A 23,717-nucleotide genomic window follows, 5' to 3' on the forward strand; every position below is an offset into this window, starting at 1 on the left:
GTCAGCTGCCGCCCGCCAGCTCTCCGACTCTGTCCCGGATCGCATCGAGCGCCGCCGGGATTCCTGCGGAGTCCGAACCCGAGCCCTGGGCCATGTCGGGCTTTCCGCCGCCGCGGCCGCCGATCTTGGGTCCGAACGACGCGACCAGTTCGCCTGCCTTCACACCGAGACCCTGCGCTGCCTTGCTCGAGGCGACCACAAACGGAACCTTGCCGTCGACGTCACCGAGGAGAGCGACGACGGCAGGTTCGGAGCCGAGGCGACCCTTGATGTCCGTGACGAGGCTGCGCAGATCGTTTCCACCGACTCCGGCAGGAGCGGGTTCGGCGATGACGAGGACGCTGCCGATGCGCTTGGCCTTGGCGACGTACTCGCCTGCCGACGCCAGCACAGCCTTGGCCTTGGTCTGCTCGAGTTCCTTCTCGGCCACCTTGAGTCGCTCGACGAGCGCCTCGACGCGAGCAGGCACCTCTTCCGAAGGAACCTTCAGTGAGGAGGACAGTCCGGCCAGGAGCGCGCGCTCCTTGGCGAGGTAGCGGTAGGAATCCAAACCGACGTACGCCTCGACGCGTCGGATTCCGGAGCCGACGGACTGCTCACCGAGCAGCGTAACCTGACCGATCTGAGCGGAGCTTCCGACGTGAGTACCGCCGCACAGTTCCATCGAGAACGGGCCGCCGATTTCGACGACACGAACCTCGTCGCCGTAGTTCTCGCCGAAGAGTGCCATCGCACCCATCGACTTGGCCTTGTCGAGGTCCGTGACAAAAGTGTTGACCGCGTAGTTCGACGCCACGGCTTCGTTGGTGAGGGCTTCGATGTCCTGCTTCTGGGACTCGGACAGCGCGCCCTGCCAGGAGAAGTCGAAACGGAGGTAACCCGGCTTGTTGAGCGAGCCGGCCTGCACGGCGTTGGGGCCGAGCACCTGACGCAGCGCAGCGTGCACCATGTGGGTACCGGAGTGCCCCTGGGTTGCGCCCTTGCGCCACTCGGCGTCGACGTGCGCGAGGACGACGTCACCCTCGGTGATCTCGCCCTTCTTGACCGTCACCTTGTGCGTCCAGACCTTCTTGGCGATCTTCTGCACGTCGTTGACCTTGGCTTCGAGGCCCGGAGCGGTGAGCGAACCGATGTCGGCGATCTGTCCACCGGACTCTGCGTAGAGCGGACTTCGGTCGAGGATGACCTCGACGTCCTGGCCGGCCTTCGCCACCGGCACGCGGACGCCGTCGACGATCAGCGCGAGGACGTGAGCCTCGGAGACGAGTTCGTCGAAACCGGTGAACTCGGTGGCGCCTCGATCGAGCAGTTCCTTGTAGACCGTCAGGTCCGCATGCGCGTGCTTACGCGCTTGAGCGTCGTCCTTGGCGCGCTTGCGCTGCTCGGCCATGAGCGTGCGGAAGCCGTCTTCGTCCACGGTGAGCCCGGCCTCGGACGCCATTTCGAGCGTGAGGTCGATCGGGAAGCCGTAGGTGTCGTGCAGTGCAAACGCCTGATCGCCGGCGATGACCGACTTTCCGGACGACTTGACCGACTCGGCAGCATTCTCGAAGAGTGCCGAACCCGAAGCCAGCGTCTTGAGGAACGCGGTCTCCTCGCCGACGGCAACGTTCTCGATGCGCGTGAAGTCGGTTTCCAGAACCGGGTACGAGGGCGCCATCGTGTCGCGGACGACGATCATGAACTCGCGCATGGTGGGCTGCTCGCTGCCGAGCAGTTTGGCTGAGCGCACGATACGACGCAGCAACCGGCGCAGGACGTAGCCGCGGCCGTAGTTGCCGGGGTTCACACCGTCGGCGATCAACATCGCGGCGGTGCGTGCGTGGTCGGCGATGACGCGGAAACGGACGTCAGAAGTGTGATCGGTCCCGTACACGCTGCCGGTCAGTTCGGCGGCCTTGTCGATGACGGGGCGGAGAAGGTCTGTCTCGTAGACGTTTTCGACGCCCTGGAGGAGGAACGCAACGCGCTCGACGCCCATGCCGGTGTCAATGTTCTTCTTCGGCAACGGTCCGAGGATCGGGTAGTCACCCTTGTTGGTGCCCTCGCCGCGCTCGTTCTGCATGAACACGAGATTCCAGATCTCGATGTAGCGGTCCTCGTCGGCTTCCGGGCCGCCTTCTACGCCGTACTCGGAGCCGCGATCGTAGAAGATCTCCGAGCAGGGGCCACAGGGTCCTGGGATGCCCATGGACCAGTAGTTGTCCTTCATGCCACGGCGCTGGATGCGCTCTTCGGGCAGACCGACCTCGTCGCGCCAGATCGCAAATGCTTCGTCGTCGTCAAGGTAGACGGTGGCCCACAGCCGGGTGGGATCGATGCCGTATCCGCCGTCCTCGACCGAACCTGTCAGCAACTGCCAGGCGTGGGAGATGGCTTCCTTCTTGAAGTAGTCACCGAAGGAGAAGTTGCCCGCCATCTGGAAGAAGGTGTTGTGGCGGGTGGTGATGCCGACTTCTTCGATGTCCAAGGTGCGGACGCACTTCTGCACGGACGTCGCGCGCGAGTAGGACGGCGTCTGCTGCCCGAGGAAGAACGGCACGAATGGAACCATGCCCGCGTTGACGAACAGAAGGTTCGGGTCGTCGAGAATCAGCGAGGCGCTGGGCACCTCGGTGTGGCCGGCCTTGACGAAGTGGTCGAGGAATCGCCTGCGGATCTCGTGGGTTTGCACTAACCGGTCCTTACCTTCAAGAGCGTCGAGCTATGGGTGTCCAGAGTAACGCGTCGACCGGTGGAACCTGGCAGGCGTCAGCCACGAACTATTCGGCGGAGTTTGCTCACCCGATCTGCGATCTCTCGCTCGTTGCCGTGAGCGGTGGGCTGGTAGTAGTCGACACCCACCAGATCGTCCGGCGGATACTGTTGCCGCAGAACACCATCACGTGTGTCGTGCGGGTACTTGTAACCGACTGCGTTGCCCAACTGCTCGGCGCCCTTGTAGTGCCCGTCACGCAGATGCGGCGGCACGAGCCCGGATCTTCCGGCGGCCACATCGGCCATGGCAGCGCCGAGAGCGGCGATGACCGCACCCGATTTGGGGGCTGTCGCCAGATGAATGGTGGCTTGTGCCAGAGCAAGACGCGCCTCGGGCATGCCGATCAGCTGCACTGCCTGCGCGGCGGCGGTAGCAGTCTGCAGAGCCGTCGGATCGGCCATGCCGATGTCTTCGCTGGCGTGAACGACCAGACGCCGTGCAATGAATCGAGGGTCTTCGCCCGCGGTCAGCATCCGTGCGAGGTAGTGCAGAGCGGCGTCGACGTCGGAGCCGCGAATGCTTTTGATGAAGGCACTGATGACGTCGTAGTGCTGATCTCCGGCACGGTCGTACCGAACCGCAGCCCTGTCGACGCTGGCCTCGACGGTCGCGAGGTCGAGCACCACCGGACCAGGCACGTCACCGGCCGTGTCCAGTGCAGCCCCGGCAGCGGCCTCGAGTGCCGTCAGGGCTCGGCGTGCATCACCGGAAGCCAGACGGACGAGATGTTCCATCGCGTCGTCGTCGATCGTGATCGCTCCCCCGAACCCTCGCTCGTCCGCGACCGCACGCTCGAGCAATTCCTGGACATCGGCAGCGGTGAGCGATTGCAGTTGCAGGACCAACGAGCGCGACAACAGCGCGGAGACGACCGAGAACGACGGGTTCTCGGTTGTCGCGCCGACCAAGAGAACGATCCGGTTCTCGACCGCGGCGAGCAAGGCGTCCTGCTGGGTTTTGGAGAAACGATGAACCTCGTCGATGAACAAAACGGTCTGTTCGCCGTTCAGCAGGCGACGACGCGCGAGTTCGATGACACCGCGGACTTCCTTCACACCCGCGGACAGGGCAGACAAGGCCTCGAACCGGCGGCCCGTTGCACCCGAGATCAACGAAGCAAGCGTGGTCTTGCCGGTGCCGGGAGGTCCGTACAGAAGTACCGATGCGGCGCCGGATCCCTCGACCATTCTGCGCAGTGGCGCACCGGGCCCGAGCAAGTGCTGTTGCCCGACAACCTCACCAAGGGTGAGCGGGCGCATGCGGACAGCCAGAGGAGCACCGGGCGGCACCGAGGACAAGGCACGCTCGGCTACCGACACGACATCTGGTTCGTCGACGATCTCGGGCTCTTCCGGTGTTGCCTCGAAGAGACCGTCTTCCGCCACCGCACTGTCTTCCGCTTGCCAATCGCTCACGAATCGACGCTACTAGAGACCACCGACGCCTGACGCAATCCGCAGTTCCAGCCAGCCCTCACGTCCTCGGCGAAGGCGCTGTAATAGCGTTGTCGCCATGAGCACCTCCGAGATCGCCACCGTCCTCGCGTGGCACGATGCACTCAACTCCCAAGACGTCGACACACTGCTGCAGTTGTCGAGTGACGACATCGAGGTAGGCGGCCCCAAGGGCGCGAGCCAGGGACTCGCTGCCCTGCGCGAGTGGGCCACCAACGCCGGCATCACGCTCGTGCCCGGCAAGATGTACGTCCACCACGGCGTAGTCGTCGTCGAACAGACCGCAACGTGGGCGGCCGAACCGGACAAGTCCGCAACTGTGGCCTCGGCTTTCCGAGTCGTGGCGGATCAGGTCACGTCGACGTTCCGGCATCCTGATCTCGAGACGGCGCTCGCAGCGACGGACTTGTCCGAGAACGACCTCGTATCCGAGAGCTGAGCCTCCGTCAACTGAACGGACTCGACAAAAAGGGCGCCCGTGCACGGGCGCCCTTTCTCATGTGATCAGCCAGATGCTCAACTGAACTCTGTACGCAGCGCCGCCACGACCTCGCGGGCGTGCGCTTCGACGGCGCCGTTGCCGGCGAGCTGTGCCGAACGTGCGAGCCTGGCCCAACGGCCGACCAGGGCGTCGGCGCGTGGGATCGAGAGATAGTGCTCTCGGACGGCAGCGATACGTGAATGATCTTCGGGTAGGTACAGATAGGTGCTGAGCCAGACCCAGATGAGTTGGGCTTCGACGATCCTGCGTCCCAACTCGGCCTCGTCGGCCAGGGCGGGCCACATCCCGACGACCTCGGCCCGCCAGGCATCCACCATCGCCGACGCCCGCTCTTCGGTCAGGTCGATGTTGCACAGGCAACCGGGGAACGACACAAGCGCGTAGGTGATGTCGAGGAGAGCGTCGCGGTAGCCGCCCCACTCGTAGTCCAGGAACTGCACGCCGTCGTCGTTGACGATGATGTTGTCCGGGCACAGGTCCGACGGACTGAATGCACGGAACCGGCCGCCACTGAACAGCGTTTGTGCGTGCTGCACCTGCTCGAGAATGTCTGAACTCACATCGATGCCGAGACTTTCCACCAGCATTGTGGGAACGCCGGCCACTGCGCGTCCCACTTGATCCGCTACTTCGTCGGAGCAATGGGCGACCTCGGCGCGACGCAGCAGCGCGGTGAAGTCATCTTCACGGCCTACTGTCGCGGCGTGCATGCGGCCCATGGCCTGCGCCATGGCCATCAACGTGTGCGTGACGGTGTCCGGGTCGGAGTCTTCGAGACGGACGCTGATGGCGGTGGCGTCGCCGAGGTCACTCAGGATCAGGAGACGAGCGTCGAGGTCGGATGCCAACAGTTCGGCGCCGGGGCGGGCGTCCTTGGCAAGCGCGTTGGCGAACTGATACGACACCGCTTCACGGAGAAAGGCGGTTTCGACGTCGAAGTCACCCTCGGACGCGGCGGGGAGCGCAATCGCCGTCTTGGTAGCTCCCTGGAAGTTGTCACGGACCTGCTTGATCACCAGCGTTCGGGGCAGGGAGAACGGGTTTTCGGCGACACGCACGCGCAGTACGACGGTGCGGCCACTCCCCCCGAGATCGACTGGATCCACCAGGGTTACGGGTGCCCCTGTGCGGCGTGTCAGCAACTGCTCAGCAGCTGCGACGACTTCGGAAACGGGGTCTGCCAGTAATGCGGTCATCACCGACCAACTTACCCGTTAGTGACTCCGATCATGCCCAGCTCATCCGCCCACAGCGGAGAATTCAAGCCCTCACGTCAACAGAAATTGCCGTCTACCTGCGGTGATGACAAAAGTCCCTAATCGCCACACCGTCGCACAGTTCTCGCGAGAATTCTGCTGTCGGTGAGCAGAACTCCGAACCGGCCACATCATGGAGTTTTGCCCTCGTCGACAAATCGAGAAATACCTTTCAACGCTGCTTCGAATTCCTCGTCGGCGCGCGTTCTGACCAAGAGAACGAGTACACAGGCGATGACTATCCCGAGCAGGTTGACCGCCAGTTGCAGAGACGACAATCCGGCGATCCGCCACTCGCCATTAGCTGCCGCAACCACGGCGAAACCAGCGGCGGGAACTGTGGTGACCGAGATGAACACCCCGACCAGGGCGGCGGACTTCGAGGAGACGAGCGCCAGCATCCCCGCCGCACCGGCAAGAAGCGCGACGACAAACGAAATGGGCCCGACCTTGTAGACGAAATCGACCTCGTGGAGTGATTCGAGACTGACGACGTCCATCCATCCGAAGAACTTCACCACGAACGTGGCAGCAAGAGTCACGCCCATCGCGATGGGGAATCCGACGGCGAGCGCAAGAATCGAGCGTCGGCGCAACCGTCGATCCCGCCGCACCAGTGCCACCCCAAGGGCTGCCAGCGGCCCGAACTCGGGGCCGACGACCTGGCGCCCACGATCGTGATCTGTGAGTCGGTGACAACGCCGATTGCAGCAAGGAGGCACGCGATCGTCAGGAACGCGACGAACAATCCGTTGAGAGTTGATTCTTCCCGAGTGCGGGACAGCAATTCCTCCCACACGAGGGAATCCGCTGGATCACCCGGCACGTCACGCTCGGCTTTGCGCGCCGCCGCCGACACCACCGTCTCGACCGGTACGAGCGTCATTCCGCCGTCCTCGGCGACGCCGAGGGCGGTCAGAACATCGACGACGTCGTTGGCCGCTTCACGGGCGACGTCGGCCTCCACCATGTCGCCGGCAGGATGAACTGCGACATCACGCAATACGACGATGTGTGTCGCACCCCGCTGCGACGCGAGCGCACCGAGAACTTGCTCGGTGCGCTCGGTCGGGCAGATCACCCGCAAATGCAGCACGGCGATCCGGTGTCGGCTCTACTTGGCTTCGCCGGTGTCGCCTTCGGACTTCTTGTCCTCTGACGTCTTCTCCTCGGACTTCTTCTCGGGCTTCGCATCGATACCCGATTCCTTGCGCTGCTGAGCCGAGATCGGTGCCGGCGCATCCGTAAGCGGGTCGACGCCGCCGCCGGACTTCGGGAACGCGATGACCTCACGGATTGAATCCATGCCGGCGAGGAGCGCGGTGATGCGGTCCCAGCCGAATGCAATTCCGCCGTGCGGAGGCGCGCCGAAGGCGAAGGCGTCGAGGAGGAAGCCGAACTGCTCCTGCGCCTCTTCCTCGGAGATACCCATCACCTTGAACACTCGTTCCTGAATGTCCTTGCGGTGGATACGAATACTGCCGCCGCCGATCTCGTTGCCGTTGCAGACGATGTCGTATGCGTAGGCGAGAGCGGAATCCGGATCGGTGTCGAACGTGTCGAAGAACTCCGGCTTCGGCGAGGTGAACGCGTGGTGCACGGCCGTCCAGGCGGAATGGCCCAGCGCAACGTCACCGGAAGCAGTGGCGTCGGCAGTCGGCTCGAACATCGGAGCGTCGACGATCCACACGAAAGCCCACGCGTCGGGATCGATGAGGTCCTTTTTGCGTGCGACCTCACCACGGGCTGCGCCGAGAAGTGCGCGCATCGGCTTGGTTGCACCTGCTGCGAAGAAGATGCAGTCACCCGGCTGCGCTCCGACATGAGCGGCAAGACCCTCACGCTCGGCGTCGGTAAGGTTCTTGGCAACGGGTCCACCGAGGGTGCCGTCTTCGCCGACCAACACGTACGCCAGCCCCTTGGCCCCGCGCTGCTTGGCCCATTCCTGCCAGGCATCGAGCTGCTTGCGCGGCTGGCTTGCACCACCGGGCATCACGACGGCGCCGACGTACTCGGCCTGGAACACGCGGAACGTCGTGTCCTTGAAGAAGTCCATGCACTCGACTAGTTCGATGTCGAAACGGAGGTCGGGCTTGTCGCTGCCGTAACGACGCATTGCCTCGTTGTAGGTCATGCGGTCGATCGGCGTCTTGATCTCGTGGCCGACCAGCTTCCACAGCGCCGTGAGGATTTCCTCGGCAAGCAGGATGATGTCGTCCTGGCTGACGAATGCCATCTCGATGTCGAGCTGGGTGAACTCCGGCTGACGATCGGCGCGGAAATCCTCGTCGCGGTAGCAACGCGCGATCTGGTAGTACCGCTCGATGCCGCCGACCATGAGGAGCTGCTTGAACAGCTGCGGGCTCTGCGGCAGTGCGTAGAAGCTGCCGGGCTGAAGGCGTGACGGCACGAGGAAGTCCCGGGCACCCTCTGGCGTCGAACGCGTGAGCGTCGGAGTTTCGACCTCGACGAACTCGTGGTGTGAGAGAACGCCGCGGGCTGCAGCACTTACCTTGGAGCGCAAGCGAATTGCGGAGCCGGGGCCTTCACGACGCAGGTCGAGGTATCGGTACTTGAGGCGCGCTTCTTCGCCGACCTGATCGTCGAGCTGGAACGGCAGCGGTGCGCTTTCGTTGAGAACCTCGAGTTCTGTGGCGTTGACCTCGATTGCTCCCGTGGGGATCTCGAAGTTCTGGTTGCCCTCGGGGCGAACCTCTACCGTTCCGGTCACGCGAACGCAGTATTCCGCGCGCAGACGGTGCGCCTGCTCGGCCACGTCACCTGCCCGGAAAACTACCTGCGCAACTCCGGATGCATCACGGAGATCGATGAAGATCACTCCGCCGTGATCACGACGCCTGGCTACCCAACCGGTGAGCGTTACGGTCTGCTCTGCCTGCTCGGGTCGCAATGAACCGGCGAGATGTGTGCGCAGCACGGGATTCCTTTCGAACTACTTCCAATAACCGACGACCGACTACTTTGCCTGCGATCCTACGGAGCGAACTGCGCAGAGCGGAAACGCGGACCCGCATCGCATGCGAAGCTATCCCCAGAAGTGACGGCAAGCACTGGTTCACGACAGCAGAAAGCGGACATAGATGACCTTCAACGAGGGGGCTCGCGGTGAAGCGGGACGCGTTCAGGTTCAAGGCGGCGGGGGCGGCGGTGGCCGGGGCGGCAAAATTGCGATCGGCGGCGGCGCGGGCGGCATCATCGTCCTGATCCTGGCGCTGCTGTTCGGTGGCGATCCCGGCTCGCTTCTGGGCACGTCGACGGAGACGTCGAATTCGTCGACGGGATTGTCCTCGGTAGACGAGTGCACCGGCGCTCAGGCAAATGCAGACGTGAACTGCAGAGTAACTCTGACCGTCGGAAGCCTCGACGATGTCTGGGAACAGCAATTGGTCAAGCAGACCGGCACGGCGTACGTCCGACCCGAGGTCATCTTGTTCAGCGGTTCGGTCAACACCGGGTGCGGCCAGGCGTCGAGTGATGTCGGTCCGTTCTACTGCCCGGCCGACCAGACGGCCTACTTCGACACGAGCTTCTTCCAACTGCTCGTCGACCGTTTCGGTTCCAGCGCGGGACCGCTCGCGCAGGAGTACGTGGTCGCTCACGAGTTCGGACATCACATCCAGAATCAGCTCGGCGACATCGGCCGAGCGCAAGCCGACCCGCAGGGCGAACAGTCGGGTGCGGTTCGCACCGAACTCCAGGCAGATTGCTACGCGGGCGTCTGGGCACATTTCGCGGACACGATTCCCGACGATGCGACTGGTCAGCCATTCCTGAAGCCACTCTCGGAGAAGGACATTCGTGACGCCCTGTCGGCGGCTTCATCTGTCGGAGACGACCGTATCCAGAAGTCCACGACCGGTCGGGTCAACCCCGAGGGCTGGACACACGGCTCTTCCGCGCAACGGCAGGCGTGGTTCGTGACTGGTTATCAAACAGGCCAGGTCTCCTCGTGTGACACCTACTCGGCGAGGGATTTGAACAACCCGCCCGACCTGAAGCGGTAGAGAACCCGGAAACCATCCCACCGACACTTAATTCTGTCTTGACAGAATTAAGTGTCGCGGGATGGTTTTCTCATGTTAGAAGTCGCAGTCATCGATCGCCCCGCTGCCGCGGAAGCATCGCTCGACCCGATACGGCAACGGATTCTGGCCGAATTGACGGTGCCGGGATCGGCATCCTCGCTGGCACCTCGGGTGGGACTGACACGCCAGAAGGTGAACTACCACCTGCGCACTCTCGAAGAGCACGGACTGGTCGAACTCGTCGAGGAACGCAAGCGTGGAAACATGCCCGAGCGCATCATGCACGCCAGCGCCGCGTCGTACGTCATCTCCCCTGCCGCCGTGTCTGCGCTCGCCCCAGATCCGAGCCGGTTCCCTGATCAACTCTCGGCGCGCTGGCTCGTCACTCTCGCAGCACGGATCGTCCGAGAGGTCGGCGAGCTGATCGCCGGAGCAACCGCGGCCGGAAAGCCGTTGGCTTCCTTTGTGATCGACAGCGAGATCACCTTTGAGACGGCATCCGACCGCGCCGCATTCGCCGGCGAGCTCGGCGAATCGATCAACTCACTCGTCGCCAAGTACCACGGCGGCAATTCCGAAGGCGGACGCAAACACCGCTTGGTTGTCGCCCTGCATCCCAGTGCTGACATCGCTGTGCAACATGGAACCGATCCGCATCAACAAGTCCAAGGAATACGCCGAAGCAGCGGGTGGGGACTTGCTGCACGACAAGGCAACTCGCGCCGCGCAGAACAAGGCCCGCCGGATACAGCAGGAGTTCCGCACGTGGGCACTCGACGCCGATCCGGATCGCCGCGAAAGGCTCCTCGACACCTACAACGAACTGTTCAACTCGACCGTCGCACCGCAATGGGACGGCAGCTACCAGACCTTCCCCGGCCTCGGCGACAAGTACGCGCCCTACGAGTACCAGCGCAACGCCGTCGCCCGAATCGTCGGTGAGCCGTCCGTACTGCTCGATCACGTCGTCGGTGCCGGCAAGTCCGGAACCATGTTCATGGGCGCCATGGAACTCAAACGGCTCGGACTCGTCCGCCAACCGTGGATCGTGGTGCCGAACCACATCGTCGAACAGATCGCCATCGAGGCATCGCACTGGTACCCCGGCGCCCGCATCCTCTCCGGATCCGCCGCCACCGATCTCGAATCCCGCAGGCGACTGGTCGCGCAGTCGGCTACCGAGGACTGGGACATGGTCATCGTGCCGCAGTCCGCGTTCAAGCTGATCGGCGTCTCGAATCAGACCAAAGCCGATTTCATCCGCGACGAACTCGACAAGCTCTACGAGCACCGCACCACGATGGAGACCCGCGAGTCGGTCAAGAAACTCGAAATCGCGATCGCCAACGCCGAGGAACGACTCAACGACACTCTCGATCAAACCGGAAAAGACGCTGGTCTGAGCTTCGAGGAGAGCGGCGGTGACTACCTGTTCATCGACGAAGCGCACATGTACAAGAACCTGCGCCGTCAATCGAACGTCGACGAGCTGGCCTGCGCCAAGGGCGCCGATCAGGCCATGGACCTGTCGATGAAGCTGCACTACCTGCGAGGTGTGCGCCGCGCCGAAGCCGTCGAAGCCGGTATCCCCGAGGACAACTACGTCGAACGAGTCGCGACCTTCGCCACCGGAACCCCGGTGGCGAACAGTCTCGGTGAGCTGTGGGTGATGACGAACTATCTGCGCCCGGATCTGCTCGAGGCTTCCGGTGTTGCCGCGCTCGACTCGTGGGGCGCGACATTCACCGCCACGGTCGAGAGCGTCGAACTGAACTCGAGTGGCAGCAAACTCGTTCCCAAGACCAGGGTCGGGGAGTTCACCAACGTCGGTGACCTTGTCGCCATGACCAGTGTGTTCACCGACGTCGTGATGCGCGATCAAGTGCCGGTGACTCTTCCGGTCCTCGACGGTGGGCAGCGCACCGTCATCTCCTTCGAGCCCAGCCAGGAAGTACGGGACTTCATCACCGACCTCGGTCACCGCGCCAGTGCCGCCGATCGCCGCCGTCCCGACATCGACAACTCGCTCAAGATCGCGAGCGACGGCCGCAACGTGACCCTCGACCCGAGGACCGCGCACCTCGGCGCTCCCGAGACCGGCGGTCGAGCTTGCATCCTCGCAGATCAGATCCTCGAGGTCCGCGAAGACACCAAGGACAACGTCTACCTCGACAATCTAGGAAACGAGTCCCCCCTACGCGGAGGACTCCAGATCGTCTTCTGCGACCGGTCGACCCCGAAAGCCAAGAGCCGAGCGTGGAATATCTACACCGGAGTCAGGGACGAACTCGTCGCCGCCGGCATGGATCCTGAATCCATCCGGTTCATCCACGACTACGCGAAAGCGTCGGAGAAGGCGAAGCTGTACGCGGACTGCCGAAACGGCCGTGTCGCTGTTGTTTTCGGTTCCACCGAAAAGATGGGAACCGGCGCCAACATCCAGCCGCGCGCCGTCGCCCTGCATCACATCGACGTGCCCTGGCGGCCTGCTGACCTCGAACAACGAGAAGGCCGCATCATCCGGCAGGGCAACCAGAACAAGCGCGTCCAGATCTTCGCGTACGTTGCCGAACGCACCTTCGACACCTTCATGTGGCAGACCGTGCAACGCAAAGCGCACTTCATCGAGCAGCTCAAGCGCGCGGACCGCACTGTGCGCCGAGTCGAGGATCTGGGCGGGGACGACCTCGCCAAGAACGCAGCAGCGATCAAAGCGATCGCCACCGGAGATCCCCGCTACATGCGCCAAGTCGAACTCGACGGCGCCGTCGCCGACCTACAAGCCGACGCCGACGCGCACTTCGCTGCAGCTCGAAGCCGTGAACGCGAACTCGGAGCCCTCACCACCGCCATACCCGGACACCAGCAGGCAATCGCGGCACTGACCGCGGCCGTACCCGCAGTCGAAGCGCACCTCGCGGCCGAGGGATTCTCGATGACCATCGCCGGCCAAACCTTCACCAAACGCCCCGAGGCATCGAAAGCGCTGGTCCATCACCTACGAGAGACCTACGGTCACCTCAAAGGTGCAGGACTCGACAAGGTCGTCACCGTCGCAACCAAGGGCGGCCTCGAAATCGAGGTCCGCCGGTCCATGGCCGATGCCGCGCTCTACGTCGGCGCGAAAGGACTTCCGCTCTCGACGAGAGTCATTCCCCAAGAAGACATGTACGTCAGCGTACGAGCGAACACCACCATGACCGAAGAAGAACGCGAAGGAGCATTCGGTCACGTCGCGAGCGGCATCATGAGCCGCGTCGAACGCATGGTCGCCGAAGTACCCGACAAACTCGACTCCCGCACCTGGCAACTCGACACCGCCACTGCCCGTCTCGAAGAACTGCAGAAGCAGTCCAGCGAGGACTTTCCCCGAAGCGCCGAGCTCAAGTCGATGTACGCCGAACTCTACGACCTCCAACGCCAGCTCCGAGAGGAAGAAAACAGCCCCGAAGCGATCGCCCGCCGAGCTGAACTGCAAGAGCGGCTCGAATACAAAGGGCGAGAGCCCGGTTGGTCGCTCATGCTCAACGCGACACCGGCACTCGTCGAACAACTCGAATGCGTCGACGCCGACGAGGTCCGAGCGATCATGGCCCGCCGGGAAGCCGAAGCAGCCATGGAACGCAGCCGACTGGCAGCAGTGGCCGAATCTGCAACTGTCTCCGACGCTTCGACGGAACAAGACCCGGCACCTGTTGCGGCAGAGCAGGAAACAGCACAACCCGGCAACGTCGACTCAGATATCCCGGAGGCAGCTGAGTCGTCTCCGGAACCGAATTCACCGTCAAACGAGGCTTCTCCCACGGTGATCGACCTCGCGCACCCGACATCAATACGGGACATGCTCAACCGTCGCCGAGCATCACCCGACCGGCCCAATCCCGCCCGTCCGTCGACCGATCCATCTGTCGAACGTGACCATGGCCAAGAGCTGTAAACGCCATGCACAGGAATGTGCGAAGTGGTTGAGCGGTACGAAAAATGTTGAAATACAATCAATTTGAATCATTCGGCACTGAAATGGAGAAACAATGGCAAAGACCCGCGTATACCTGAACGGACCGATCCCAGGTCTCGAGAGGCACTTCACCGGGGAGGATCTCGCGGCGCTGACCCTCCTTGTCGCGGACCTGCGCAAGGGGCGTGCTGCCACCGAGAAAGCTGCGTCAACGGCCGAGGGTTACAGGGAAGTCGTAACGCAGGCTGCCGTGATCCTGACGGAGTCCACCGAGTATTCGTACATCGATGTCAACGTTAGTCCCGACTTCGTCACGGCAAACCCGGAGCCGGGATGGAACCGCGTACTTCGCGAGGAAGCAACCGACAATCCCATCCACAATGTGGTGTTAGAACTCAAGCTTGCCAGCGAATTCTTCGGTATCTCCGAGCTTGACCTCAAAACGATCGACGTGAAGGACTACCTCACTGGAACCGATGTTCGTGAGTTCTTCCTCCCGGACCGGGCAGTGGCCGCTCTCGAATTGATTCAGGCCTGACGGAGCACAGCAATTTAGAGAACCCCTCAGCCTCGGCCGATCAAGGGAAAGATCATGATCGGAAAGACCATGATCAACTCTGCGATCGCGCGAGTTCATCACCAGTAGCGCCGCAAGCACGGGCGATCACAGTAGCCAACCTGCACTGACGACGGACGGCGTTCCGTTCGTCGTCGGTGAGCCTGCTCTCGCCGGCAACCCGATCCTGCTCGCACGCGTCCCGAAGATTTGAGAGTGCTTGGTCCTTTGTCAGGTCGAGTACCGCCGGCGGGAGTTCGATCCCGTGCTCACCGTCGTAGATCAAGCACCACTCGTACACCTCGTCCAATCGTTTCTGCGATCCCCACCCGTTGCTCACCACGAGGTCAGCGGACTCTCCATCGGCAGAGGGAACGGGCGTGGCCGTCGACGGCAATGCCGCGAGACGCCCGACCGTCGCCTTACTCGAATCGAGCATCGAGGCAGTCTCCCGGATGGAAACACCGCTCGCGAGCAGCACTTTGATTGCCTGCATCAGCACGACATCGCTCGCTTCTTTCGCCTGGCGGGCGGCCTGCTTCGAGGTCGACACTGCATCGGAAGCGGCTTTGAACAGCTGATTCATACCGCAACCTTACCCAAAGACGGGACGCGCAGGACCATTGAAAGCCCGGTGTGTCCCACAAGTAGGACGTTATGGGCTACTGTGGGGACATGAAAGGTAACGAACCTGCTCAACTCGACCTGTTCGACTTTCCCTCCGACGCCGATCCCGCACTCGAAGAGTTCCTCGCAGACGCCGAGACCATCCCCGCTGCGTGCGTGTGCGACAAACACGTGGGACGCATCATCTGGCTGAACAGGGCCTGCCGGATCCAGAACTGGTGCACCGAAGACGACGGGTACACCGGTCGTGCAGTCCGCATCGAAGCAATCGCCCTCGACGACAACAGCTCTCACATAGGACGTTTCCTACTGGGTAGACCGCATTCCGTCGGTCACGGAAACACCCTGACTCTCAAGCGAGAAGAACGGTGAACAACACGGTGGGCCGCTCCGCCCGCACTCTCACAACAGAACCCACATCTGTCGTAGGTGTGCCGCACAATGAGCCGACACACTCATACACAGTGCGGGGGAACGAACATGAGCATCCTGATCATCGGCGTAGTGGTCCTGGTGGCCTGGAAAATCGGATCATTCGTCGCCAGATTCCTCGGCGGTCTGCTCATCATTCTCACCATCGCCGGGCTCATCTGGGGCGGCCCCCACTTCGGGGAGATGAACGCACCGTTGGCCCTGGCAGTGGGGCTGGGCCTGTGGTTGTTCGGACACTGGTTGTTCGCAGTCAAGCACAAGGGATGGCGCAGCTCGCTCGCTCTTCGAGTTTTCAGCCTGCCTATCTTGCGCCTTCTCGCACCCGTTCCCACCAACCACATCCCTGCCCAGCCTGCCTGGGTCGACTGAGAACCGATCGACGAGCGTTGCCCCGACCACCAACCTCAGAGCACCTCAAGTCATGCCGACTACCAAACCATTGAGAAATCGCACGGAACCAGGGGGTTCACCACCATGAGCACAACACCTAAGCGCTATGTCATCGTCGATGTCGAGGGCCGCGTATGCCCCGACCAACGCAAAAGCGCCCGCGAAACCATCGACTACCGTGCCGCACGCGCACTCAATACCCAAGCCACGGGACGTACACGCTTCGGACGCACAGTCCGAACAGCACTCGCAGCCGACGGCCTCGACAACCTCATCAGGCACGCAAATCTCGACACCAAACTGTCCTGGCCCCTCTCGATCTACGAAGTCAGCGGCGACAAGGAAACCGGCGTCCCGCGCGACCCCGGACTGCGACGACTCGACGGCATCAACGTCCACCGCGAGATCCGCGCTGCCGAACTCTTCGGGCACCAAGGCTCCGACGTTGTCGACCTCATCGAAAAGCTCTACTACACAGACGACTTCGAACTAGCCAATGCGGCAGCAGCGAAGAAGTTCGACACCTTCTCCAACATTCTGGTCGAACTCCGGCCCGCGCATACCGAAGCAAAAGGCAAACTCATTTCGGCGGCCGTACAAGCTGGACTGCTCGACGAGATGCTGCTCGCGAACAAGCTCGCATCTCGGGCCGCGGGGTTACCCGTCAACTTCTTCGACACATTGACCGGATACCCGCTCACCGACATCGGTTGCGCCGCAGCAGCGATTGTCGTCTGCGATCACATCAGTGCAGCCGAACACTCAACGCTCACCGCGCCATTGAGTGCAACTCTCGCCGGGCGCCGATGATCGCGGCCCTCGGGACCTCGACGAACCGGCCAGCGTGATGGCTAAACGCGCGTCAGATATGCCGAGGTTCGCAGGTCAGGGACGTGCAATGCAAATCGAAGGGTCCGTGGCAATCCTGATTGCCGTGGCGATTTCCGGTGTTGCCCTGGCTGTAGCCGGCCCCACAAATCCTATCGGTTTCATCTTCATGACAGTCGGGGCCGCGATCGCTCTCGCTGGGGTGTACCGCGTCTGGCGTGGAACAACTTTCCAAGTCCTCGAAGAGCGAATCGGACCCAGCCTGTTCGACCCGGAGCGGTGGGACTGAACTGGAAGAAATGGAAGGAGGAACGAATTTCCTCCTTCCATTCGTCTTTTAGTCCTCGTTCTCCGTAAATTCGAGCATGACTGAAATCTCAGCAATAGACAGGTATATTGCTGACGATTCCATTTCTATCGATCCGTGAACCCAACGCGCAAAGGTTATAAGGACTCCCGCAAATCGACGAACAAACATATGTGCCCGCTCAGGATCGTCAGGGAATGCGCTTTCTTTTCCGTAGTATTCGCAAATAATGGTCAGGAGTATCCGAATTCGGTCCAAGCATCCAGGATGTGAATCCTCTGGAACGGAGGTCCATTCGTCTCGGAAATGTGCAATTGTTATGAGGGACAATACGGCGCCACAGATACCGCCGGTCACCCCTAGAGGGTCGCGGCTTCCGTTGAAGTAACCAGACATGAGAAGCGTTGCGAGCAAGTCTGCATTGATCTCGTCGCGCTGCTTGGATGACATGTCCCGGATCTCCTGGCCTACCGAGCTGGCTTTCGTCAGATCCCTTAGGGTTGTCACAACCTCCCGATCCTTCCTGGAGGTGACGTCACGCACTATGTGGTGGCTGAATTCGTGCGCGATCGTCCAGGTCTCTGCCCCGGAAATCGCACTTTCGAAAGCTTCCTTGAAATTAGCATCAGGGAAGACCATCAAGTCGTTTCCCTTCAAGGAAAGAATGCCGCCATACTTGAAGTCTTCGATACTTTGATCGAAGTGATCGCGCATTCCGGTCCATAACCGCCGTGATTCTTCTTCGGAAATCGTTTTCGCAAAATCGAGGGCCGTTATAAACCTGCCGTACATTGCCGCGTATGCGCTGAGAACTGCCGTGTATTCGTGCGATATGGCTATCATGCCGCCACGGAGATTTGTTTTAGATTCGGCCATATCCTCGTTTCGGTATGTGCGTCCTGCATAGATGTTTTTCGCTCGGGCTCGCCACTTGGGGTTCGACATCTTGACGAGCATCTTCATGGTGTTGTGTAGTTCTGGGCAGTTCGATCGACTGTCTGGAGCGCACGGTTTCCAGTTCAAAAACTCACTTGGAATCTTTCCGCCTGACTCTTTTTCGAGTTCCAGCATCTTGGGATTCGCCCAGTAGCTTATCTGCGGCTCACGGGTCTGAGCAAAAAACAGTCCACGAGAATTTTTGAGCTCCATGATGTGACGATCTTTCCGTGAGTAGGACGGCAGATTGCGACGCTACATCACAGAGACGACTGACGTTTCGTGTTCCGAAGTCCTGTGCACAAACCGTCTAGACGAGGTTGCGGTACAGGGTTGATCGAGCGACTCCGAGAGTTTCGGCAATGGAGGTCATCGAGACGCCAGCACCTTTCATCTTGCGTGCGATCGCCTTCTGCTTGTCATCGAGTACGGGCGGACGGCCCCCGGTGCGTCCCTGCCTTTTGGCTGCTTCCAGACCTGCAAAGGTTCTCTCCCTCAGGAGATTGCGCTCGAACTCGGCGAGCGCTCCGAAGATGGTGAAGATCAGCCGGCCACCGGAAGTGGTGGTGTTGATTTCTTCGGTGAGTGAGGTGAACCCGACGCCGATCGATTCGAGGTGGGCAACCGTTTCGAGCAAGTGGGGAAGGCTTCGCCCGAGTCGGTCCAAGCGCCACACTGCGAGGGTGTCGCCAGGGCGAAGGTACTCGATGACTGCGGCCAGCTGCGGGCGATCGTCTTTGGAACCGGACGCGACATCGGTCCAAATCTTGTAACAGCCCGCGGCCGTCAGAGCGTCCGTCTGCAGAGTCGGGTTCTGGTCGGCGGTCGAGACCCTGGCGTACCCCAAAAGTGTGCTCACAAGGGCACAGTGTCGCAGAACTCGACGACATGAAGTATTGAGAGACAGTTGGTTTTCGGACGGGTTTCGGGACACTCAACGATTCGATAACGAAAGGTCGACCGAACCCGCCGATGTGAGTCCGGCAGTGTCCGACAAACGAACTTGCTCTCAACAGGTCAACGCATCACTACTGGTGAGATGATGCGTGGCCGTGGAGGCGTGGGTGGGCAGCAAGGCATTGGGATTCACTGTGGAGCAGGAGAACCTGATCTGGGATCTCCACCGCCGCGGAGAATCACTAGGAGAAATCGAGCGGATCCTCGGAGTAACGATGCCCCGAATTCGTCGTTTCCTACGTGAGTCCGGCGGTATCCGACCGGTCCCACGAGCACGAAGACGCGGCCACATCACCGCCGGCGAACGAGAAGAGGTCTCGCGAGGAATCGCCGCCGGCGACAGCGCTCGGACCATCGCCGAGAAACTGGGAAGATCCCCGTCCACGATTGCACGCGAGATTGCCCGCAACGGTGGCCGTGTTGCCTACCGGGCGGTCGAGGCGGATGCAGCGGCGTACGTCCGCGCGCGCCGGCCTAAATTACCGACGCTGTCTATGCGGCCGATTCTGCGGGAAACCGTCACCGCGAAGCTTCACGAGCAGTGGTCGCCTCAGCAGATCTCAGTCTGGCTCCGACGCGAGCACCCGGACGATCCGCAGATGTGGGTCTCGCACGAGACGATCTACCGTTGCCTCTACATACCGTCACGGAAAGTATTCGACAGCACTGCATTTCACGAACTCCGCACCGATCGGCCGATTCGTCGACCGAGGGGAAAGAAACGCTCCCACGGTCGTGGGCGGATACGAAATATGGTCTCCATCGATCTTCGAGGAGCTGCGGCAAACGATCGTAGCGAGCCCGGCCATTTGGAAGGCGATCTCGTGTTCGGCATCCGGCCGTCAGCGGTGGCGACATTGGTGGATCGGCAATCACGCGTTACCCGTGTGGTGGCATTGCCGGACGGCTACCGAGCTGAGACGGTCGCGGACGCGCTAATCACCTGCCTGGGCTCGCTACCTGCCCATCTGCGTAGGTCGCTGACCTGGGACCGAGGAAGGGAAATGGCCGAGCACGAGCGCATCACCGCAGCTCTCGACATGCCCGTCTACTTCTGCGCTCCGCATCATCCGTGGCAACGCGGGACGAACGAAAATACGAATGGGCTGCTGCGTCAGTATCTGCGCAAGAACGCTGACCTGCGCACTTTCAACCAAGATGGACTGGATGCGATCGCAGCCAAGCTCAACGATCGACCTCGTCGAGTGCTTGACTGGGAGAGTCCACGGCGAAAAGAAGAGCAGGTGCTCGGCGCCATCTAAAGCAAATAGCAAACTGGAGAATCTGGCGCCTGCCCAGTCAGAGCTTGTTGTCGTTGCTGCCCGCCCAAATCGGGCTATCGGTTACCTTCGCTGCCCGCCCAAATCGGGCTATCGACTACCTTCCGAAACCTCGGCGACCCGCCGATTGAAGAAATTTTGAGCATCAACCAGTTCCAAATTCTCACAGCAACCTCCGCATAGTGTTCCACCGTCAACACTAACCGACCGGCGTGACTCTTTCGGGTATCACCGTAATGTTGGCGATGCGTTGACCTGTTGAGACCAAGAACGAATGAGAGACGACCAGAGCAAGCGCATAGCTATGCAAAGGAGTTGCACGGCGGTCGAGTTCAGGATTCTTCGGATCCGGATCTTCGAGGAGCAAAGTTCAACTCCTGGGGATGGTGACGTAGCCACCATCGGCATCGCACAATATTCGGATGACAACAGCGGGTGGGCGGTCCGAAGATTCACCAGTCGATGAATCTCCAGTTCCGTCGTCTTCATCTGAATCGGGCGGCACGAAGGTTGGGTTTCTTGTAGGCAGCGCCCTCGCGGCCGTTAGTGTTGCCCTCATTGTGTCAGGATTTGCGATCTTCTCCGGTGATTCAGGGGTCGCACAGCCTGTCGCGACAGTCCTTGGCGGCGCGGGAGTCCTCTGCGCCGGTGTTCTTACCTTCCGATCCGCCCACAACACTCGCGTCAGCGCGGAGAAAACCGCCGCGGCAGCGCTTACCCACGCCCAGACCGAACTTCAACACACGCGAACTGTCGCGGCTGAGGAGAAGGCAAGGCATGAGACGCAATTCGAGGAGCAGCGTCAGCAGGCCGAGCGGGCTCTGAGGGAACAAGCGTCGACGTTCGAACGCACCTATCAGCGAGAAGTGATCCGTGACTTACGATCCCGTTACACCATCTGTGCCGAACAACTCGCCCATGACTCCGCTGCGGTCCGACTTGCCGGTGTCTACGCCCTGGCCTCTCTCGCTGACGACTGGCAGCTGCAGAACGAACGTGTTGAAAAACAAGTCGCCATCGACCTCCTCTGCGCATACCTGCGAACTCCCAACACCCGTACCCCTAAATTGATTGCCGACGGACTGCCAGACACCGGGGAACTGGAAGTACGCAAAACCATTCTCCTCACCCTCCATGCACGGTCGACGTTGGAGATCTCCGACCCCAAAAGCTGGAAAGGCTTGGAGTACGACATAACCAATGTGGACATGATCGGTGTGAAACTGTTCAGGGCAAACCTCACCAACGCGATACTGTTCGGCGCGAACCTGACCGACGCGAACCTGAACCGCACGGTCCTCCCCGAAGCGATTCTGTATGGCGCGAACCTGACCCGCGCGCGACTGGCCGTCGCGAACCTGACCCGCGCGGACCTGAGCCGCGCGGACCTGACCGACGCGAACCTGAGCGACGCGAACCTGATCCGCGCGCGACTGGCCGTCGCGAACCTGGCCGGCGCGAACCTGGGCGGCGCGAACCTGTACAGCGCGGACCTGATCCGCGCGCAACTGGTCGAAACCAACCTGACCGACGCGAACCTGACCCACGCAAACCTGACCCACGCGAACCTGACCGACGCGAACCTGACCGGCGCGAACCTGACCGACGCGAAGCTGAGCGAAACCAACCTGACCGACGCGAACCTGACCAGCGCGGTCCTAACCCGCGCGGACCTGACCAATACCGACATGACCGACGCGGACCTGACCGATGCCGACATGACCGGTGCGAACGTCATCGGCGCGACCTTCGTCAACGTGTCATGGACATCAGCCACAATTTGGCCTGCCGGATTCACCCCACCTGAGCCGCGCGAAGAAAGGTAGCGCCACCGTCCTGTGTCTGAATCGATCGGTTGATGGGCGCGATGGCTTCGATAGGAACACTCGATCATTCTGCGGACGTCAGAGAAGGCTTGTTGCGATCACCGTTTGGACCCAAGGGCTGCAAGGATACGAAAATGAAGACTCACCGTGAGATGAGCAGTTCCTTGACCTGGCCCACCAGATAGCTGGCTCTGGGACGATGTCATGCGACAGCCTTTTCTAAGATGAGGCTCGCACTACCGCGAGGAGACCCGTCATGCTCGGATTATTCAGAAGAGGCAGCGCGCCAGTTTATGAGTGCGGGTATGCGCACCCGGATCACAGCGAGCAGCCTCACTACCACGTAGGGCATCCGCGTAAGAAGACACAGTCAATGATTAAGGGCACTGGCCCCTATGACGATGACACCCGCTACGCCAACACCGGGATTCCTCCCAACCCGCCAGGCACTGACAATCCGCCACTCGCCAGGGGGCATTAGACAAGGTATGGCAGAGCCGGCTACGCGATCCATGGCGAATGTCTCTCTGCGGCAGAGGCCGGACTCTCGGTTTCCAGGTCTATCAATCGATCGTTTTCAACCAGGTCAATGATCTCGAGGAGGTTCGGATCCCGACGAACATCAACGAATTCGAAGACGACACCGCCTTCGAGAGGTACATCCTTGCCCGCGGCTTCCCGCTGTTACCCCAGCCGCAAGGTGGGGTCGTGATCGACCTGGGTGACATTCTCTCGGCAGCGGCACAGTCGACGGCGATCAATGTTCAAGTGACGGCGGCCGACTCGTCGAGGTGTCCCGGGGACCAGTTCGGTATCAACGAGATCAGGCCGCTCGTCTTTGGGGCTGCATGGAAAGTGTTCGACCTGCTCGTCGAGATGCGCCTAGAACAGGACGGCGTACGCGAACCAAAACGGAAAAATCCCGGTTACAGCATCGCGTTCAAGACGAAATGTGCTCGTACGGAAAAGGTGTCGGCACCGCCGACCATTCAAGCCGACGTATGGGATCGGGTCATGAAGTGTTTCGACGCTACCGAGACGCTAAGGCATTCGGTGGTGCACAGGCGACTAACTGTAGATCCATCGACAGGCGACCTATGCGCAACTTCACTCCCAGGTGAGCTCGCGCCGAAGCCGCTCACTGTTGAAGAGCAGTCAGCTTTCTGCCGTCTTGCTGATGGCGTCGCGGAGGCGGTGATCCGGGGAGAGCTGCCAAATCGTACGGCGAATAACCTCAAATGGGTCCTGGATCAACTTGCCGCGCACCACAAGCAGCCATCGTTCGGCACCTCACGCACGGACGGGTTGGTTCCCCTGGTCATAGTCCGACCCTCCCAGGGACCGACGAACGACTTGGAACTCGACTTCAAGCACATACGTAACCGCGTGCGGGCCGCGGTCAAGGACGTGTCGTACTACGACCTTGAGATCCATCTGCCGGACAACAAGGTTCTCGCGGCTCCCCTTGAAGACACACCCGATGCGCGGGTCAAGCTCTCAGTCGACAACCTGCCAGATTGGCTCCGCTTGGTGTGAGGGAAATCGTGGGCGGCGATCCCCAACTGGCACCCGGCAGGGCGAGCAGTTCGTACCCCGGCCTGCGA

19 protein-coding genes and 2 pseudogenes are annotated in these 23,717 nt (G+C 61.5%); 12 read left to right on the forward strand and 9 right to left on the reverse strand.

Features of this window, described 5'->3' with window-relative positions:
* Position 1: 1 nt before the first annotated feature.
* Positions 2 to 2,674: an alanine--tRNA ligase gene (gene alaS / locus ACSW29_RS21890; RefSeq protein WP_347872702.1), complete on the reverse strand. Its 2,673-nt coding sequence runs from the start codon at positions 2,672 to 2,674 to the stop codon at positions 2 to 4.
* Between the two features lie 77 nt (positions 2,675 to 2,751).
* Positions 2,752 to 4,173, reverse strand: a complete 1,422-nt coding sequence (locus ACSW29_RS21895; RefSeq protein ID WP_448278278.1) for a replication-associated recombination protein A — start codon at positions 4,171 to 4,173, stop codon at positions 2,752 to 2,754.
* A gap of 97 nt (positions 4,174 to 4,270) precedes the next feature.
* Between ACSW29_RS21895 and ACSW29_RS21900 the strand changes: the two genes are divergently transcribed.
* On the forward strand, positions 4,271 to 4,651 hold the full coding sequence (locus ACSW29_RS21900) for a nuclear transport factor 2 family protein (protein WP_317827960.1): 381 nt from the start codon (positions 4,271 to 4,273) through the stop codon (positions 4,649 to 4,651).
* A gap of 77 nt (positions 4,652 to 4,728) precedes the next feature.
* Here ACSW29_RS21900 and ACSW29_RS21905 read toward each other — a convergent pair whose 3' ends face one another.
* From ACSW29_RS21905 to aspS, 3 genes and pseudogenes are all read right to left on the reverse strand, one after another.
* Positions 4,729 to 5,910: a kinase gene (locus ACSW29_RS21905; RefSeq protein WP_230815523.1), complete on the reverse strand. Its 1,182-nt coding sequence runs from the start codon at positions 5,908 to 5,910 to the stop codon at positions 4,729 to 4,731.
* Between the two features lie 191 nt (positions 5,911 to 6,101).
* Positions 6,102 to 7,066 (reverse strand): annotated as a pseudogene (locus ACSW29_RS21910) (DUF389 domain-containing protein).
* An 18-nt stretch (positions 7,067 to 7,084) separates the two neighbouring features.
* Positions 7,085 to 8,908 carry an aspartate--tRNA ligase gene (aspS, locus tag ACSW29_RS21915; RefSeq protein ID WP_448278279.1) on the reverse strand — a complete coding sequence of 608 codons (1,824 nt, stop codon included), beginning with the start codon at positions 8,906 to 8,908 and terminating at the stop codon, positions 7,085 to 7,087.
* A gap of 163 nt (positions 8,909 to 9,071) precedes the next feature.
* On the opposite strand from aspS, the gene ypfJ reads away from it, so the two are divergent.
* From ypfJ to ACSW29_RS21935, 4 genes and pseudogenes are all read left to right on the forward strand, one after another.
* Positions 9,072 to 9,995 carry a KPN_02809 family neutral zinc metallopeptidase gene (ypfJ, locus tag ACSW29_RS21920; protein WP_347872699.1) on the forward strand — a complete coding sequence of 308 codons (924 nt, stop codon included), beginning with the start codon at positions 9,072 to 9,074 and terminating at the stop codon, positions 9,993 to 9,995.
* Positions 9,996 to 10,067: 72 nt separating this feature from the next.
* Positions 10,068 to 10,637: pseudogene (locus tag ACSW29_RS21925) on the forward strand (ArsR/SmtB family transcription factor); the annotation flags it as partial.
* A gap of 19 nt (positions 10,638 to 10,656) precedes the next feature.
* Entirely contained in the window at positions 10,657 to 13,953 is a 3,297-nt protein-coding gene (locus ACSW29_RS21930; RefSeq protein ID WP_448278280.1) for a helicase-related protein, read from the forward strand.
* A gap of 94 nt (positions 13,954 to 14,047) precedes the next feature.
* The gene (locus ACSW29_RS21935) at positions 14,048 to 14,512 is read left to right on the forward strand and encodes a hypothetical protein (RefSeq protein ID WP_448278281.1); all 465 of its coding nucleotides are present in this window, start codon (positions 14,048 to 14,050) and stop codon (positions 14,510 to 14,512) included.
* A gap of 73 nt (positions 14,513 to 14,585) precedes the next feature.
* Here ACSW29_RS21935 and ACSW29_RS21940 read toward each other — a convergent pair whose 3' ends face one another.
* Positions 14,586 to 15,116, reverse strand: coding sequence for a hypothetical protein (locus ACSW29_RS21940; protein WP_448278282.1), 531 nt, complete (start codon positions 15,114 to 15,116; stop codon positions 14,586 to 14,588).
* A gap of 89 nt (positions 15,117 to 15,205) precedes the next feature.
* Between ACSW29_RS21940 and ACSW29_RS21945 the strand changes: the two genes are divergently transcribed.
* The 4 genes from ACSW29_RS21945 (at position 15,206) to ACSW29_RS21960 (ending at position 17,096) form a co-directional block, all read left to right on the forward strand.
* Positions 15,206 to 15,529, forward strand: coding sequence for a hypothetical protein (locus ACSW29_RS21945; RefSeq protein ID WP_243580680.1), 324 nt, complete (start codon positions 15,206 to 15,208; stop codon positions 15,527 to 15,529).
* Positions 15,530 to 15,637: 108 nt separating this feature from the next.
* Positions 15,638 to 15,958 carry a hypothetical protein gene (locus ACSW29_RS21950; RefSeq protein WP_042922007.1) on the forward strand — a complete coding sequence of 107 codons (321 nt, stop codon included), beginning with the start codon at positions 15,638 to 15,640 and terminating at the stop codon, positions 15,956 to 15,958.
* A 105-nt stretch (positions 15,959 to 16,063) separates the two neighbouring features.
* Entirely contained in the window at positions 16,064 to 16,789 is a 726-nt protein-coding gene (locus tag ACSW29_RS21955) for a hypothetical protein (protein ID WP_448278283.1), read from the forward strand.
* Positions 16,790 to 16,877: 88 nt separating this feature from the next.
* Positions 16,878 to 17,096 (forward strand): hypothetical protein, encoded by a 219-nt coding sequence (locus ACSW29_RS21960; protein WP_147307978.1) that lies wholly within the window; start codon positions 16,878 to 16,880, stop codon positions 17,094 to 17,096.
* Positions 17,097 to 17,144: 48 nt separating this feature from the next.
* On the opposite strand, the gene ACSW29_RS21965 is transcribed toward ACSW29_RS21960, so the two are convergent.
* On the reverse strand, positions 17,145 to 18,263 hold the full coding sequence (locus ACSW29_RS21965; protein WP_448278284.1) for a hypothetical protein: 1,119 nt from the start codon (positions 18,261 to 18,263) through the stop codon (positions 17,145 to 17,147).
* Positions 18,264 to 18,360: 97 nt separating this feature from the next.
* Positions 18,361 to 18,909, reverse strand: coding sequence for a recombinase family protein (locus ACSW29_RS21970; RefSeq protein WP_448278285.1), 549 nt, complete (start codon positions 18,907 to 18,909; stop codon positions 18,361 to 18,363).
* Positions 18,910 to 19,114: 205 nt separating this feature from the next.
* Between ACSW29_RS21970 and ACSW29_RS21975 the strand changes: the two genes are divergently transcribed.
* Entirely contained in the window at positions 19,115 to 20,269 is a 1,155-nt protein-coding gene (locus ACSW29_RS21975) for an IS30 family transposase (RefSeq protein ID WP_448276230.1), read from the forward strand.
* A 608-nt stretch (positions 20,270 to 20,877) separates the two neighbouring features.
* Here the strand turns inward: ACSW29_RS21975 and ACSW29_RS21980 are convergent.
* The gene (locus tag ACSW29_RS21980; RefSeq protein ID WP_448278286.1) at positions 20,878 to 21,120 is read right to left on the reverse strand and encodes a hypothetical protein; all 243 of its coding nucleotides are present in this window, start codon (positions 21,118 to 21,120) and stop codon (positions 20,878 to 20,880) included.
* 33 nt (positions 21,121 to 21,153) lie between these two features.
* Between ACSW29_RS21980 and ACSW29_RS21985 the strand changes: the two genes are divergently transcribed.
* Together ACSW29_RS21985 and ACSW29_RS21990 are read left to right on the forward strand one after the other, a co-directional pair.
* Positions 21,154 to 22,113: a pentapeptide repeat-containing protein gene (locus ACSW29_RS21985; RefSeq protein WP_448278287.1), complete on the forward strand. Its 960-nt coding sequence runs from the start codon at positions 21,154 to 21,156 to the stop codon at positions 22,111 to 22,113.
* Positions 22,114 to 22,632: 519 nt separating this feature from the next.
* Positions 22,633 to 23,649, forward strand: coding sequence for a hypothetical protein (locus ACSW29_RS21990; protein ID WP_448278288.1), 1,017 nt, complete (start codon positions 22,633 to 22,635; stop codon positions 23,647 to 23,649).
* Positions 23,650 to 23,717 lie beyond the last annotated feature (68 nt).

Source organism: Rhodococcus sp. GB-02, assembly GCF_053470465.1.

Bases quoted from the DNA above. Each gene is read 5' to 3' on its own strand.
- ACSW29_RS21900 (WP_317827960.1), top strand. From the start codon at position 4,271: ATGAGCACCTCCGAGATCGCCACCGTCCTCGCGTGGCACGATGCACTC.
- ACSW29_RS21905 (WP_230815523.1), bottom strand. From the start codon at position 5,910: ATGACCGCATTACTGGCAGACCCCGTTTCCGAAGTCGTCGCAGCTGCT.
- ypfJ (WP_347872699.1), top strand. From the start codon at position 9,072: ATGACCTTCAACGAGGGGGCTCGCGGTGAAGCGGGACGCGTTCAGGTT.
- ACSW29_RS21930 (WP_448278280.1), top strand. From the start codon at position 10,657: ATGGAACCGATCCGCATCAACAAGTCCAAGGAATACGCCGAAGCAGCG.
- ACSW29_RS21935 (WP_448278281.1), top strand. From the start codon at position 14,048: ATGGCAAAGACCCGCGTATACCTGAACGGACCGATCCCAGGTCTCGAG.
- ACSW29_RS21940 (WP_448278282.1), bottom strand. From the start codon at position 15,116: ATGAATCAGCTGTTCAAAGCCGCTTCCGATGCAGTGTCGACCTCGAAG.
- ACSW29_RS21945 (WP_243580680.1), top strand. From the start codon at position 15,206: ATGAAAGGTAACGAACCTGCTCAACTCGACCTGTTCGACTTTCCCTCC.
- ACSW29_RS21950 (WP_042922007.1), top strand. From the start codon at position 15,638: ATGAGCATCCTGATCATCGGCGTAGTGGTCCTGGTGGCCTGGAAAATC.
- ACSW29_RS21955 (WP_448278283.1), top strand. From the start codon at position 16,064: ATGAGCACAACACCTAAGCGCTATGTCATCGTCGATGTCGAGGGCCGC.
- ACSW29_RS21960 (WP_147307978.1), top strand. From the start codon at position 16,878: ATGCAAATCGAAGGGTCCGTGGCAATCCTGATTGCCGTGGCGATTTCC.
- ACSW29_RS21965 (WP_448278284.1), bottom strand. From the start codon at position 18,263: ATGGAGCTCAAAAATTCTCGTGGACTGTTTTTTGCTCAGACCCGTGAG.
- ACSW29_RS21990 (WP_448278288.1), top strand. From the start codon at position 22,633: ATGTCTCTCTGCGGCAGAGGCCGGACTCTCGGTTTCCAGGTCTATCAA.